The following is a 13354-nucleotide window of genomic DNA, read 5'->3' on the forward strand; positions in this document are numbered from 1 at the left end:
GCGGTGGTCACCGGGGCGGGCCGCGGCCTCGGCAGGCTGATCGCCGCGGCACTGGTCGAGCGCGGCCACCGGGTGCTGGTCACCGACGTCGACGAGGATGCTGCGCGCGCCGCTGCGACCGAGCTCGGGCCTGGCGTGTTGTGGGACGCCGTCGACGTGCGCGACGAGGTTCAGGTCGCCGCGGCGCGGGACCGCATCGTGACAGAGGCCGGCCGCGTGGACGTGTGGGTCAACAACGCCGGCGTGCTCGTGACCGGGCCGGCCTGGGAGCAGTCGCCCGACCTGCGCCGCCTGATGCTGGAGGTCAACGCGCTCGGCACCGTCAACGGCACCGTCGCCGCGATCGAGGCCATGCGGGGCACGGGCGGACACATCGTCAACGTCGTGTCGCTGGCGGGACTGACCGCGGTCCCGGGCGAGGCGGTGTACGCCGCGTCCAAGCACGCCGCGATCGGCTTCAGTCTGAGTACACTCGCCGACCTGCGTCTGGCCGGGATCAAGGAGATCGACATCTCCTGCGTCTGTCCCGATGGCATATGGACCCCGATGCTCCACGACAAACTCGACGACCCTGCCGCGGCCTTGTCCTTCTCCGGCAAACTGCTCATGCCCGAAGAGGTCGTCGACGCGGTGCGCAAAGTGCTGGACCGCCCACGCCCGGTCACCGCAGTACCGGGCTGGCGGGGACTGCAGGCGCGCCTGGCTGACGCCCTTCCCTCGTTCGCGCTGCGTGCCGTCCCCCTGGCGGTCGCGCAGGGTAGGTGGATGCAGCGGAAGATGCTGACGAAGAGCCCGCCGGCGTAGAGGACTTAATCCTCCTCATCCTCGCTGGTATCGGTGGTGGCAGGGTCGCGAAGGCGTATCAGGCCACCATCGACCGGGGTTGAGGCGCGGAAGCCATGACGGCCCGGCACGTTGATGTTCGTGTGCCTCAGCGGAGGCAACCGGGCGACGTCCTTGTTCAGGACGTCCTGTTCGCGCGTCCGGGCGAGCGGCGCCCGCAGCTGCTGGACGGCGGTGTCCGGAGAGCAGGTGGCACACAGCGCGGCGGCGTCGAGGACCGGGCCGAGCCCGATGAGTGACACAGGCCTACGTCGACGACCTGGACCGGGCCCGGCTACTCGTCCACCCCCAACGCCACGGGCTTCGGGCGCGGTTCGCCCGGGCCGGGCCGGCCGACTCGCCGCGGCGCCGCCGCGCGGAGGAACACCGAGCCTCGGGCGAGCCCGTCCTCGCCGCCATGGCGGCCGTCCTGAGGATCGGGGACGCGCCGCCGGATGCCGGGGCGAGTCCTGCCGGCGACGCGGTGACGACGGTGCCGGCCGCCGTCGGGGACGCGGTGGTGGCGGCTGGAGGCCGTACGGCTGCGGCGGGCCATCGAGGACGCCGCGTACGACAACGTGTGGCGGGGCCAGCACACATCAGGGGTCCTCCGGCGCAGTGAGGGCGCTCCTGAGGATTACCGCGCCCCGCCCGGCCAGCCCCATGCCGAGTCAGTCCAACGAGTCAAGGAACGTCAGTACGGAGGCGTCCTCGTCGATCAGCGGGGCGAGCGCGGTGTTGAACGGGGCGCCGTAAGGAGCCTTCAGGTGCGTGGGGTGTGGCCGTCTCGCTGGTCGCGGTAGGAGCCGAGGGACGGACGAAGGGCGGCATGGACGCCGCGTACCCGACACCGCCGAGGCTGCCCCCACGACCCCACCATCCGCCCCGCCCTTCTGGGCGATCCGGCACGCGGCGGACAGGCCGTCGGAAGCAGCGTCCGCATCGCCCACATCGCAAGGCCAGCCGCGAGGACGTCGCGTGGCTCTACCCGGACACGCCGATCGAGCGGATCGCCACCCACTGGCTGGGCCTCGGCGCGCTGCTCGTCGTCGTCAGCGACGGCCCCGGTGGTGCCCACGTGTTCCCCAGCGGCGCCGGAAACATGAGCCGTCCCGGCCACAAGGTCGCGGTCGTGGACACCGTCGGCGCGGGCGACGCCTTCACCGCCGGGCCGCTCGGCGCTGCTCCGCCATGGGCTGCACACCCCACAGACTCTGGCCACGGCCGACCCGGACGTGCCGGCCATCGCCGTGGACGACGCGGTCCTCGTCTCCGCGCCGACCTGCGAGTGCCTGGGCGCCGACCCGCCCATCGCCCTGCCCCGCCCTCACCTGCCTGCCCTGGCGCCCCTGGCGGTGACGGACCCGACCTTCGCCGACAGCGCCGAGCGGATGGACACGGGCAGCCCGGCCCCGCAGCCGATGCAGGCGATGCAGCCGGTCAAGAGCTGGCGGTCCCACGCACGGTGGCCGGTCTACGGCCGGAGCGGCACCCTCGGCGAGGCGTACCGCTCCGGATCAGCTGTATCCGTTCAATTCGGCGTGAAGCAGGTCATCCGTGCCGGCTGATGTCCCCCGACGTGCGGTCGGTCGGCGTCGCGCAGTGGCTGACGGAAGGCGCATGCTGGAGGTGGCGCCACACATGCTCGGGTCTGTGGCCACCGCCCGGCCGGCGTGCACGCGAGGAACATCGCGGACCGTGAGCCGTCACCGGGCCGCCACCCAGCCTCAGCGCCCTCTGAATTCCCGGACGGCGGTGGCCGCCGAGCGGTTCGCCGACACCCGGCCATTCGGCCGATGGCCGCTGCAGCAGGAAGGAGTGACAGAGTCGATGACGACACTGGAGATCCATGACTTGCACTGCTCTGTACAGACCGAGGCCGGACCCCGGGAGATTCTGCACGGAGTGGACCTGACCGTGCACCAGGGGGAAACACACGCGATCATGGGCCCCAATGGCTCCGGCAAGACCACTCTGGCATATTCGCTCGCCGGGCACCCCAAGTACCACGTCACCTCTGGCACCGTCACGCTGGACGGCGAGGACGTACTGGCCATGAAGGTCGACGAGCGCGCGCGTGCCGGGATGTTTCTCGCCATGCAGTACCCGGTCGAGGTTCCGGGCGTGTCCATGTCGAACTTTCTCCGCACCGCCGCCACCGCTGTACGCGGTGAAGCCCCCAAGCTGCGCACCTGGCTGAAGGAGGTAGGGGAGGCGATGGAGCGGCTTCAGATCGACCCTTCCTTCGCCGAGCGGAACGTCAACGAGGGTTTCTCCGGCGGCGAGAAGAAGCGCCACGAGATCCTTCAGTTGGAACTCCTCCAACCCAAGATCGCCATCCTGGACGAGACCGACTCCGGCTTGGACATCGACGCTCTGCGCATCGTCTCGGAAGGCGTCAACCGCGTGCGCGCCACCGGCCGGGTCGCCACCCTGCTGATCACTCACTACACGCGCATCCTGCGCTACGTCCGTCCCGACAACGTCCATGTCTTCGCCGACGGCCACATCGTCGACTCCGGCGGTCCCGAACTCGCCGAACGCCTGGAGGAAGAGGGCTACGAGGGCTACGTGAAGGACGCCGCGGCCAACCGCTGACATCGCTGACCGAGTGCGGGACGTGCCCATCGGACGGCGGCTGACCGCGGGCCGAACATGGTCGGGGGGCCGGTCCCGGCCGCCCGCATCCGCGCCGTGTGAGAGCAGGGACGAGTGGGACAGATGAGCGGGATAATGGTCGTCTGGCCCGCGAAGGGATGTGGCGCCTGTGCTCGGGCAGCAGCGACGACGGTGGCCGAAGGCCCCGGGCGTTCGCAGGGGCAGGCTCTCGCAGCGGATCCTTGTCGCCCTGCTGGTGATCCTCAGCGTGACGAGCGTGATCGGCTTCGCCCTGTTCGCGCTGGCCCAGCGTAGCGCGCTGGACCGTCTCTACGAACAGCGGGCGGCGGCGATCGCTCGGGTCGCCGCGAGCGATCCGCGGATCGTCGGCGCGATGGCCGCCGGCGTTGCGCCCAGCCCCAGCGGTGTGGTGCAGACGGAGGCACAGCGCATCGCCAACGCCTCCGGTGCCTCGTACGTCGTCGTGATCGACCTGCATCGCGTCCGCCACTCCCATCCCCGTCCGGAGCTGATCGGCAAGCGGATCTCCGAGCCGATCCTCGTCCGAAGCGGCGTGCCGTACATGCGGATCAACGTCGGCTCCACCGGGCGCTCCGCCAACGGCATCGTCCCCCTCCACGGACCCGGGGGCCGCCTGCTGGGCGAGGTCTCGGCCGGGATTCCCGAAACACGGGCGACCAGTGAGCTGTGGCGCGAGTTGCCCGCCTTCGGCGCGTACGCCGGGGCGGCGCTGGTGATCGGGGTCGGCGCCGCGTTCATGCTGACCGGGTGGCTCAAGCGGAGCACCTTCGGCCTGGAGCTGGAGGAGATCGCCGGTTTGTTCCAGGAGCGGGAGGCGATGCTGCACGGCATCCGCGAGGGCGTGGTCGGCCTGGACGCACAGGGCCGGGTCACAGTGATCAACGGTGAGGCACGGCGTCTGCTCGGCCTGTCCGAACAGGTGGAGGGCAAGCCCGTCACCGAGCTCAGGCTCGGGCGGACTCTCACCGAGACACTCACGCCGGGACCGGGCAAGGCCGTCAGCGACCGGGTGCTGACCGTCGGCGAACGGCTGCTGGTGGTCAACAGCTGGCCCACGGGCGACGCGGGCGGGCCCGAGGGCAGCGTGGCCACGCTGCGGGACTCCACCGAGCTGCGCCTGCTGTCGGAGCGGGCGGAGGCGGCGCGCAGGCGCCTGAAGCTGCTGTACGACGCAGGCGGAGCGGTCGGCACCACGCTCGACCTGACGCAAACCGCCTGTGAACTCGCCCGCGTCGGGGTACCGCACCTCGCCGACTACGCGGTGGTCGATCTGCTGGAGTCCGTGTTGCACGGCGAGGAACCAGCGCTGGGCGGCCGCGTACGGCTGCGGCGGGTGGCCGTGCACGGCATCCGTGACCAGCACCCCTTCCTCCCGCTGGGAGAGAGCTTCGAACTGGACCCCGCCACACCCCAGGCATGGGCGTTCGGCCACCAGCAGGCCGTCCTCGAAACCGACCTGCACACCGCACAGGACTGGCGCGCCCAGTCCCCGGCCAGGGCGAAGGCCATCCTCGCCGCCGGTATGCGCTCTCGTATCGTGGCCCCGCTGAAGGCCAGGGGCGTGCTGCTGGGCGTGGCCTACTTCTGGCGCTCCGCGCGGCCCGAGCCGTTCGACGCCGACGACCTGTCCCTCGCCGAGGAACTGGTCGCACGCGCCGCGATCTCCCTCGACAACGCCCGCCGCTATGCCCGCGAGCACGCCATGGCCACCGCCCTGCAGCGCAGCCTGCTGCCGCGCGGCATCCCCGAGCAGGACGCCGTCGATGCGGCCTTCCGCTACCTGCCCGCACAGTCGGTGGGCGGGGACTGGTTCGACGTCATCGCGTTGCCCGGCGCCCGGGTCGCGCTGGTGGTCGGCGACGTGGTCGGTCACGGCCTGCACGCGGCGGCCACCATGGGCCGTCTGCGCACGGCCGTCCACAACTTCTCCGCCCTCGACCTGCCACCCGACGAACTCCTGTGGCATCTGGACAACCTGGTGGCCCGGATCGACCAGGACGAGGCGGTCGACGGCGGCCCGGCGGCGATCACCGGGGCCACCTGCCTGTATGCGATCTACGATCCCACCCGGCGCCGGTGCACGATGGCCCGGGCAGCCCATCCCCCGCCCGTCCTCGTCCTGCCCGACGGCACGGTCCACTTCCCCGACGTACCCGCCGGGCCACCGCTCGGCCTGATGTCCCCGCCCTTCGAGACCACGGAATTCGACGTGCCGGAGGGCAGCCGACTCGTGCTCTACACCGACGGGCTGATCGAGCACCGCGACCGCGACATCGACGACAGCCTCACCCGGCTGCGGGACACGCTCGCCGGCGTCGGCGCAGATCACACACCGGAGGAGACGTGCACCGCGGTGCTGGGCGCTCTACTGCCCGCCCAGCCCACCGACGACGTCGCCCTGCTGATCGCCCGCACCCGCGCACCGGCGGCGGACGACATCGCCGAATGGGAGGTGCCCTCCGACCCGGCGGCGGTGGCCGACACACGGATGCGGATCGGCCGCCACCTCACACGCTGGGGGCTGAAGGAGGCCGCCTTCACCACCGAACTCATCCTCAGTGAACTGGTCACCAACGCCATCCGCTACGCCACCGGCCCGATCCAGGTCCGCCTGCTTCGCGACCGGAGCCTCATCTGCGAGGTCTCGGACACCAGCAGCACCTCCCCACACCTTCGCCACGCAGCCACCATGGAGGAGGGCGGCCGCGGACTCTTCCTCGTCGCCCAACTCGCCGACCGCTGGGGCACCCGCTACCTGCCCGCCGGCAAAACCATCTGGGCCGAACAGACCCTCGTCGGCCCACAGGACACTCACGGCTGAGGTGGCTGAAAGTGGAGCGTCCGAGGGGTGAGTTGACGGCCAACAATACGATCGTCGTGGCCCAAGACAGACTCGACCTCTGAGGACTCTGTCAGCGCACGCCGAGCAGCGGCTCGGCCATCTCCTCCATGCTCAAAAGCCCGCAGCACGCGGCCCAAGGGAAAGGAAACGGGGCGGTCACTGCCCCCGGAAGCCGCCGCTCACGGCAGACACTGACAGGCACCTGCCGGCCACTGCGCCGTACAACTGCCCTGTCCGGCCTCGGCGCTCTCGGCCGCGGCGGACACCCCGCGTCTTCTTCGCCGGAAGCGGGTACGAATCGCGTATGCAGCACAGCAGCGTGCGCCTGAAGGCAGCGTGGATCTGCCTTCTCATCGTCGGTCTCGGCATCCTGGCCTTTGGTGTCGTCGCCGCAGTCGCACCGGGGGCCGGCGACGAGCAGCTCATGCGGGCTGACGGTGTGGCTGCGACCGGCATGGGCCTGTTCGGGGTGCTGATCACCCTCGTACCGTTCCGCGCCGGGGAACGGTGGGCGTGGTATGCGCAGTGGTACTACCCGGCCTTCTGGATCGCCCACTTGGCGGGTGGGCTGCCGCCGGGCAAGGACCACGTCCACCAGGCGGTGTTCATCGTTGTGTCACTCGCCGGGCTGCTGCTGCCCGTCCGCGTCTTCTTCCCCCGTGCGACGACCACCGCCTGACCTGGCGGGATCAACGCCCCGACCCTCGTCGGCGGCGGCCCCACGACACGGCAACACTGGTGGAGCACGCTCAGGAACCGGCGAACTGCCTTCCGGACGTGGTCCTCGAGATCATCGGCTGTGGCCACCTTGCCGTGGAACGTTCCCAGCCCTCGGGGACCGCCTGGCGTTGCACCGCGGTTGCGCCGCGGAAAAGCTTCGTCACTCCGCAGACCATGGCCGCCTCAGGCGAAGTCTGCTGCGGTGATGCCGTCGGGATGTCCGGACGGCCACTCCACCAACTCGATCCGGTAACCATCCGGGTCCGTGAGCCACGACGTCTTCGGGCCGTGAGGGCCGCCCGGGTACTGGAGGGGTTCGGGCCTCAGGCCGGCTTCGGCCAGCGTCTCCAGGGTGGTGGCGAGCCTCTCCACCTGGATCGCGAGGTGGTCGAAACCGCTGCCCACGTCGACCGGTCCGTCGCCGGGGCGGTGGACCAGTTCGAGCGAGGCCGCCGGTTCGTCGGGGAACTTGAGGATCACGAGGCGAGCCCCGTCGCCGACCTCGACCCTGCCCAGTTCGGCGTAGCCCAAGGTGGTGTAGAAAGCGAGCGAGCGGTCCAGGTCGGTGACGCGGTAGGCGACGAAGAGCGTCTTCACGCGGCCTCCTCGGGTCGATGCACCCGGTAGCGGACATGCGTAACGTCTCGATCCTCGAGCCGTCGGACGAGGTCGACTTCGATGTGATCGCTGCCCAGGTGGTCGAACAGCCGTCGACCGACCCCGAGGAGGACCGGAACCAGGTGGGTCTCCATCTCGTCCACCTGCCCGGCTCCCCGCCCCAAAACACTCCCGTTTCCCCTTGACCAAAGACATAGGGGAACCCCCCGAGGGACTCAGCGAACACCTCTGCCCCTCCGGATCGCGCCCTACGTCACACCCCACCGGTCACCCCGCACACGCCAGGCACAGCCCGGCGCATGCGCCGCCCGGCGCGCCCCCTATCGTCGCCTGGCGACTGGGCGACTGGGCGACTGGGCGACTGGGCGACTGCCGAACGCGACGCGACCCGCGGCCGTGGCGGCCGTGTCCGACGTGGCGCGGACAACGGCGTCGCCGTCTCGGCCGGCGTTCGCCCGGCTGCACTGCGTGAGGGTCTCGACCGGGTGCGGAAGGTGCGGGGCACCGGCGGACTTGCCGCCACCCCTTGCTTGATGTCATGCACAGGTCCAGAATCCGGCTTGCGAACACGCGTGCACCTTACGCGAACGTCCTTCACCCCCAACGCCGGTCGACCGCCGGCTGCCTGAAGGGATGTTCAGTGTCACGCTCCACACCAGGCCGAAGACGCCTCATCACCGCATTCACCACGCGTGCGGCCACGAACAGCCCAGCAACTTGCAGCGGCGGGAAAGCGCGAGCCAAGTTGGCGACGCCGACCATGGGCGCGATCAGGACGACCAACACGCTGAACGTTGCCGCCGCTTGGAGCGCGCCACCAGGCTGATCGATGTTGGTGCGGCTGCGCCGCATGCCAGACCCGCGCACGACGCGCATGCGCCAGCCCGTGGTGCAACTACGCGCCCCCCTGCACCACCTGACGCAAGCCCGCCGTGTCGCGTTCCCGCCAGTTTCGCTGCGTCTGTCAGCGGCGGCCGGTGCCCCACACATACCGCCAGGAGAGACATGTCCAGACCGGCAAGAGGAAGAACCCCCCTGCTCATCGGTGCCCTGGCCGCGGCGACGGCGTTCGCCACCCCCGCCTTCGCCGGCCCCTCGAGCTCCTCGACCACCTTAGTGGCCCCCCATGCCTCTGCCCCCTCTCTCGCTCAGGTCAGCAGTGACCCGTACTCCGACTCGCAGGCCCAGCACGCCACCGAAGTCGAGCCGGACACCTACAGCTTCGGCAGCACCGTCGTCGCCGCCTTCCAGGTCGGCCGGGTCTCCGGCGGCGGGGCGTCCAACATCGGGTGGGCGACCTCCACCGACAACGGACAGAGCTGGACGCACGGCTTCCTGCCCAGCTCCACCACGAACACCGGCGGCCCGTACTCCGCCGCCAGTGACGCCTCCGTGGCCTACGACGCCAAGGACGGCGTGTGGATGGTCTCCTGGCTGGGCATCCGCTCAGGCAACAGCGTCGATGTCGACGTCAGCCGCTCCACGGACGGCGGCCACACCTGGGGCGCCCCGGTCACCGTCTCCACCGGCACGTTCGATGACAAGAACTGGACGGTCTGCGACAACCACCCGTCCAGCCAGTACTACGGCCGCTGCTACACCGAATACGACGACGCCAACGCCGGCGACGCCGAGCACATGAAGACCTCGACCGACGGTGGCGCGACCTGGGGTGCGCAGCAGAGCCCGGCCGACAACCCGAGCGGGCTCGGCGGCCAGCCGGTCGTGCAGCCCAACGGCACCGTCGTCGTACCGTTCTCCTCCGGCAGTGAGGACAGTGAACGGGCGTTCATCTCCACCAACGGCGGGGGAAGTTGGGGCTCAAGCGTGCAGATCGCCACCGTCTCGCACCACCCGGTCGCCGGTCTGGAGGACGACGCTGCCGACATGTCGCGGCTGGACACCCTGCGCGAGGGCCCCCTGCCATCCGCTGAGATCGACGCCTCCGGCCGCGTCTACGTGGTCTGGTCCGACTGCCGCTTCCGCACCAACTGCACCAGCAACGACATCATCATGTCGACCTCGACGAACGGCACCTCGTGGAGCTCGCCGGCCCGCGTGCCGATCGACGCCGCCAACAGCTCCGCCGACCATTTCGTGCCCGGCATCGGCGTGGATCCCAGCAGCTCCGGCAACACCGCCCGCATCGGGCTGACGTACTACTACTACCCGAACGCCGGCTGCACGGACGCCACCTGCCAGCTCGACGCAGGCTACGTCTCGTCCACCGACGGCGGCACCACGTGGACGGCACCCACCCAGCTCGCCGGCCCCATGACACTGGCCTGGCTACCCAACACCACGCAGGGCCGGATGTTCGGCGACTACATATCCACGTCCGTCCTGTCCGGCGGCAACGCCGTCACCGTGATCCCCAACGCCCATGCCCCCAGCGGCGGCACCTTCGACGTGGCGATGTACGCACCGACCGGCGGCATGCCGATCGGCAGCGGTCAGCCAGGCGGCAACACCGTCACCGTCACCAACCCCGGCGACCAGACCGGCACCGCCGGCACCGCGGTGAACCTGCAGATCACAGCGTCCGACTCCTCCTCGTCCGCCAAACTCACCTACAGCGCGGCCGGCCTGCCACCCGGCCTGACCATCGCCTCCACCACCGGCCTGATCTCCGGCACACCCACCACCGCCGGCATCTACCACGTCACCGTCACCGCCACCGATGACACAGCCGCCACCGGCTCCACCACCTTCACCTGGACCGTCAACCCCGCAGGCGGCGGAACCTGCACCAGCACCGGCCAAAAGCTCACCAACCCAGGCTTCGAGTCCGGCAACACGGCATGGACCGCCAGCTCGGGCGTCATCGGGCAGTACGGCTCACAGGGCGAGCCCCCGCACGGCGGTACATGGGACGCATGGCTGGACGGCTACGGCAGCTCCCACACCGACACCCTCTCGCAGCCCGTGACGATTCCGTCCGGCTGCAAGGCCACCCTCAGCCTGTACCTGCACGTCGACACCGCCGAGACGACGACCTCCACCGCGTACGACAAGCTCACCGTCAAGGCCGGCGGCACCACACTGGCCACCTACTCCAACCTCAACGCCGCCACCGGCTACACCCAGAAGACCTTCGACATCTCCTCCCTCGCCGGCCAGACCGTCACCATCACCTTCACCGGCGCCGAAGACACGTCCCTCCAGACCTCATTCGTCATCGACGACACCGCCCTTACACTCGGCTGACCCTCAGCCGACTGCGATCTGCCGGCACCCAACCGGGCGGCCTCAGGCATGGTCCTCTCCTCCGTCGGCAACGGCACAGGAGTCACCCGCAGCCGCTTGCGCTGGACATTCCGGTGCGGCGCCATCCATCGGCGCCGCACCCACCAGCTGAAAGAGGTCGGCTGAGACCCAGCTTGCTGAGCGCGGTGGTGCAGTCGAGGTTGGTAACGCGGCCGGCTGGGGTGTGGCCGCTGCGCCGGTCAGAGTTCCTCATCATCGACGGGTTCCGGCTCGCGGACGTATGCAAGGTCGAGGACGTAACGTTCGGTGACCGGGTTGGTGCTCCAGACTTCGAGGAGTACGTCCTCGGAGGAGTCGTCGCTGAGCTGGTCAAGGGTGGTGCCGTAGTGGTCGGCGGCTGCGGCGCGTCCCTCCCGCCATGCGTGGCCGTGCGGGAGTCGAGGGCCCTGGTTCACCCGGTGAGCAGCCTGTCGCTCCATGCCGGCTCCGCGGGCAGACAGCCGGAGGTCCGGGCCACCCGGACAGAGTTTCCGCCCCGGGCTGACACATCCTCATGGTTCAACAGCGCACGACCGCCCGGCGGTTCCGGGGTCACACCATACCCGCACAAGGGACCGCTCCCCGACGTATCCGCAAACCCCCGATTTATGCGGCACTGTCCGCAGCCGGGAAGATCCCGGTTCCCGACGGTCGGTCACGAATCATCGTAATCGCCGTACCGGAGGTCGGGGAGGGCTGCTCGGATGCTGCCGGGTCCGTGAGCTTCTTCTCGGCCCGGCGCAATAACCGCGGTGAGCAGATCTTCGTGCCGTCGGACAGGACCGCGAAGTGGGTCAGGCCCAGGCCGATGCCGAGGGCGCAGTCTGGGTTTGGCTCGCCGAAGCGGGTTCGGTCCTGCTCCGGATCGGTCTCGATGACAAAGGAGGCGAAGAACCGCCCCGCCGCGTCCCGGATCACGGTGACACTGGAGGGGACCGAGGGAAGAACCCGCGACCAGCACACCCGCACCTCGCCGATCTCCGGCAGCAACAGCGTCCCGGTCGCGGGAGGTGCCCCGGTTATCCGGATTTACCGACAGGGATCATATTCAGCTCGGTGAATTCGCCCGGTATTACATGTCGTGAGCCATGCCCTCCGAATCCACCGCGGCTCCCGAAACCGGCTTGTTTCGGGTGACAATGCGGAGCGGGCTTCGGTTCCTCACCGGCAGAAGTGGACGCGGGGTTCCCGGAGTTGCCGGGCCGCCGCGCCGAGGCCCGTTTCCGGCCGGTTCCACATGCTTCCTCCGGTCGGTTCCGCGTCAACTACCCCTCCTCGGCGTCGAACACGCGCGTCGCGGGCCGGGCTGTGGAGCGTAAGCGCGCAACTGGCGGCGAGGTCGTGCCTATTCTTTGGTTGACTGGTGAAGATTCAGTATTAGGGTGAATGCGTTCCTGTCGATCGCCACCGAACGGCAGGACCTCCCAGGGAGTTCCGCCCCGTCCGTTACCAAGTCGCCCCGTGCACGGCCGAGTTGATCCCCTGGCGTCGTATCGTGACGGCGCCACAGCCCAATGGCGGACCCTTTCTGGGTGCTGGGTGGGCATCCGGCACAGCGGAACCCTGTGCCTGCCATCGGCCTGTCCCCCGGCAGCCGCGACCGGTTGTGCAGCGGTCGCGGCGTTCCCCGCTCCCCACTGCTCTGACACTGAACTTCCCTCATGGTGATGATGATTCAATCTGAAGCGGGAGGCGCCCGGTGATATTCTCCCGTGCGTCGCGAGGACGCCGTGACGCTGCGGACACCACGGCGCAGTCACCGGAATCAGCAGCGCCTCCTTCCACTCCCTCGCCCCCGGCGAGGAGTCCGCTGCCGGACCTCGTGCCGCTGACCGCGGAGGAAGTCGCCCTGATGCGCGCGAGCGTGGCCGTGGTCGGCCCGCACGCAGCGGACATGACGGTGTATTTCTATGCCATCCTGTTTGCACGCTACCCCGAGGTGCGCGGGCTCTTCCCGGACAACCTGGACGTCCAGCGCGACCGGTTGCTGCGCGGGCTGCTGCAGATCGTCGACCTCGTCGACGACCCGGAGAACCTGATCCGGTTCTGCGGCCGGCTCGGTCGCGACCACCGCAAGTTCGGAGCGCTGAACGGCCACTACCCCGCGGTGGGCGAGTGCCTGCTCGCATCCCTGGCCCGCTACGCCGACCCGGTGTGGAGCCCGGAGCTGGCCGCCGCATGGACGCACGGATACGGCGTCGTATCGCAGGTGATGATGCACGCCGCGGGGGAGGACGCCCGCACGGCGCCCGCGGTGTGGGAGGCGGAGATCATCCACCACCTGCATCGCGGCCATGGCATCGCGGAAATCACCGTGCGGCCCGACGCGCCCTACCCGTACACGGCAGGCCAGTACGCGAGCGTGGAGACGCCCTGGCACCCCAGGGCGTGGCGCTACTACTCGCCCGCGCACGCGCCGCGACCGGACAACACCGTGACCTTCCACGTGCGTGCGGTCGCCCGGGG

At 69.9% G+C, this 13354-nt stretch carries 12 protein-coding genes and 4 pseudogenes; 8 read left to right on the plus strand and 8 right to left on the minus strand.

Annotation, left to right across the window (positions count from 1 at the left end; translation table 11 throughout):
• The first annotated feature begins 3 nt into the window (after positions 1–3).
• Positions 4–804 carry an SDR family oxidoreductase gene (locus tag ACWGJ5_RS44145; protein ID WP_453315251.1) on the plus strand — a complete coding sequence of 267 codons (801 nt, stop codon included), beginning with the start codon at positions 4–6 and terminating at the stop codon, positions 802–804.
• Between the two features lie 5 nt (positions 805–809).
• On the opposite strand, the gene ACWGJ5_RS44150 is transcribed toward ACWGJ5_RS44145, so the two are convergent.
• From ACWGJ5_RS44150 to ACWGJ5_RS44160, 3 genes and pseudogenes are all read right to left on the minus strand, one after another.
• A complete protein-coding gene (locus tag ACWGJ5_RS44150; protein WP_453315252.1) occupies positions 810–1085 on the minus strand; it encodes a hypothetical protein in 276 nt (91 codons plus the stop codon).
• A gap of 32 nt (positions 1086–1117) precedes the next feature.
• Positions 1118–1420, minus strand: coding sequence for a hypothetical protein (locus ACWGJ5_RS44155; RefSeq protein WP_453315253.1), 303 nt, complete (start codon positions 1418–1420; stop codon positions 1118–1120).
• Between the two features lie 73 nt (positions 1421–1493).
• Positions 1494–1592 (minus strand): annotated as a pseudogene (locus ACWGJ5_RS44160) (putative quinol monooxygenase); the annotation flags it as partial.
• Between the two features lie 59 nt (positions 1593–1651).
• Between ACWGJ5_RS44160 and ACWGJ5_RS44165 the strand changes: the two are divergent.
• The 5 genes and pseudogenes from ACWGJ5_RS44165 to ACWGJ5_RS44185 form a co-directional block, all read left to right on the plus strand.
• Positions 1652–1933, plus strand: a pseudogene (locus ACWGJ5_RS44165) (hypothetical protein); the annotation flags it as partial.
• Between the two features lie 124 nt (positions 1934–2057).
• On the plus strand, positions 2058–2390 hold the full coding sequence (locus ACWGJ5_RS44170; RefSeq protein ID WP_453315262.1) for a hypothetical protein: 333 nt from the start codon (positions 2058–2060) through the stop codon (positions 2388–2390).
• Between the two features lie 262 nt (positions 2391–2652).
• On the plus strand, positions 2653–3420 hold the full coding sequence (gene sufC / locus ACWGJ5_RS44175; protein WP_453315254.1) for a Fe-S cluster assembly ATPase SufC: 768 nt from the start codon (positions 2653–2655) through the stop codon (positions 3418–3420).
• 268 nt (positions 3421–3688) lie between these two features.
• Positions 3689–6283, plus strand: a complete 2595-nt coding sequence (locus ACWGJ5_RS44180) for a SpoIIE family protein phosphatase (protein WP_453315255.1) — start codon at positions 3689–3691, stop codon at positions 6281–6283.
• A gap of 325 nt (positions 6284–6608) precedes the next feature.
• Positions 6609–6983 (plus strand): hypothetical protein, encoded by a 375-nt coding sequence (locus ACWGJ5_RS44185; protein WP_453315256.1) that lies wholly within the window; start codon positions 6609–6611, stop codon positions 6981–6983.
• Positions 6984–7207: 224 nt separating this feature from the next.
• Here ACWGJ5_RS44185 and ACWGJ5_RS44190 read toward each other — a convergent pair whose 3' ends face one another.
• The 3 genes and pseudogenes from ACWGJ5_RS44190 to ACWGJ5_RS44200 form a co-directional block, all read right to left on the minus strand.
• Entirely contained in the window at positions 7208–7621 is a 414-nt protein-coding gene (locus ACWGJ5_RS44190) for a VOC family protein (protein ID WP_453315257.1), read from the minus strand.
• Positions 7618–7806 (minus strand): annotated as a pseudogene (locus ACWGJ5_RS44195) (dihydrofolate reductase family protein); the annotation flags it as partial. The pseudogene ACWGJ5_RS44195 and the gene ACWGJ5_RS44190, both read right to left, overlap by 4 nt.
• A 430-nt stretch (positions 7807–8236) precedes the next feature.
• The gene (locus ACWGJ5_RS44200; RefSeq protein WP_453315258.1) at positions 8237–8518 is read right to left on the minus strand and encodes a hypothetical protein; all 282 of its coding nucleotides are present in this window, start codon (positions 8516–8518) and stop codon (positions 8237–8239) included.
• Positions 8519–8647: 129 nt separating this feature from the next.
• On the opposite strand from ACWGJ5_RS44200, the gene ACWGJ5_RS44205 reads away from it, so the two are divergent.
• Positions 8648–10849, plus strand: coding sequence for a putative Ig domain-containing protein (locus ACWGJ5_RS44205; protein WP_453315259.1), 2202 nt, complete (start codon positions 8648–8650; stop codon positions 10847–10849).
• A gap of 239 nt (positions 10850–11088) precedes the next feature.
• Here ACWGJ5_RS44205 and ACWGJ5_RS44210 read toward each other — a convergent pair whose 3' ends face one another.
• Entirely contained in the window at positions 11089–11328 is a 240-nt protein-coding gene (locus tag ACWGJ5_RS44210) for a hypothetical protein (protein WP_453315260.1), read from the minus strand.
• A 280-nt stretch (positions 11329–11608) separates the two neighbouring features.
• Positions 11609–11887, minus strand: a pseudogene (locus ACWGJ5_RS44215) (RNA-guided endonuclease TnpB family protein); the annotation flags it as partial.
• An 853-nt stretch (positions 11888–12740) separates the two neighbouring features.
• Between ACWGJ5_RS44215 and ACWGJ5_RS44220 the strand changes: the two are divergent.
• Positions 12741–13354: globin domain-containing protein (locus ACWGJ5_RS44220; RefSeq protein WP_453315261.1), on the plus strand; the 614-nt coding region annotated here is incomplete at its 3' end.

It is taken from the genome of Streptomyces sp. NPDC054783, from assembly GCF_053611725.1.

Coding starts and splice junctions, on each gene's coding strand:
- sufC (WP_453315254.1), top strand. CDS start 2,653: ATGACGACACTGGAGATCCATGACTTGCACTGCTCTGTACAGACCGAG.
- ACWGJ5_RS44185 (WP_453315256.1), top strand. CDS start 6,609: ATGCAGCACAGCAGCGTGCGCCTGAAGGCAGCGTGGATCTGCCTTCTC.
- ACWGJ5_RS44200 (WP_453315258.1), bottom strand. CDS start 8,518: ATGCGCGTCGTGCGCGGGTCTGGCATGCGGCGCAGCCGCACCAACATC.
- ACWGJ5_RS44205 (WP_453315259.1), top strand. CDS start 8,648: ATGTCCAGACCGGCAAGAGGAAGAACCCCCCTGCTCATCGGTGCCCTG.
- ACWGJ5_RS44210 (WP_453315260.1), bottom strand. CDS start 11,328: ATGGAGCGACAGGCTGCTCACCGGGTGAACCAGGGCCCTCGACTCCCG.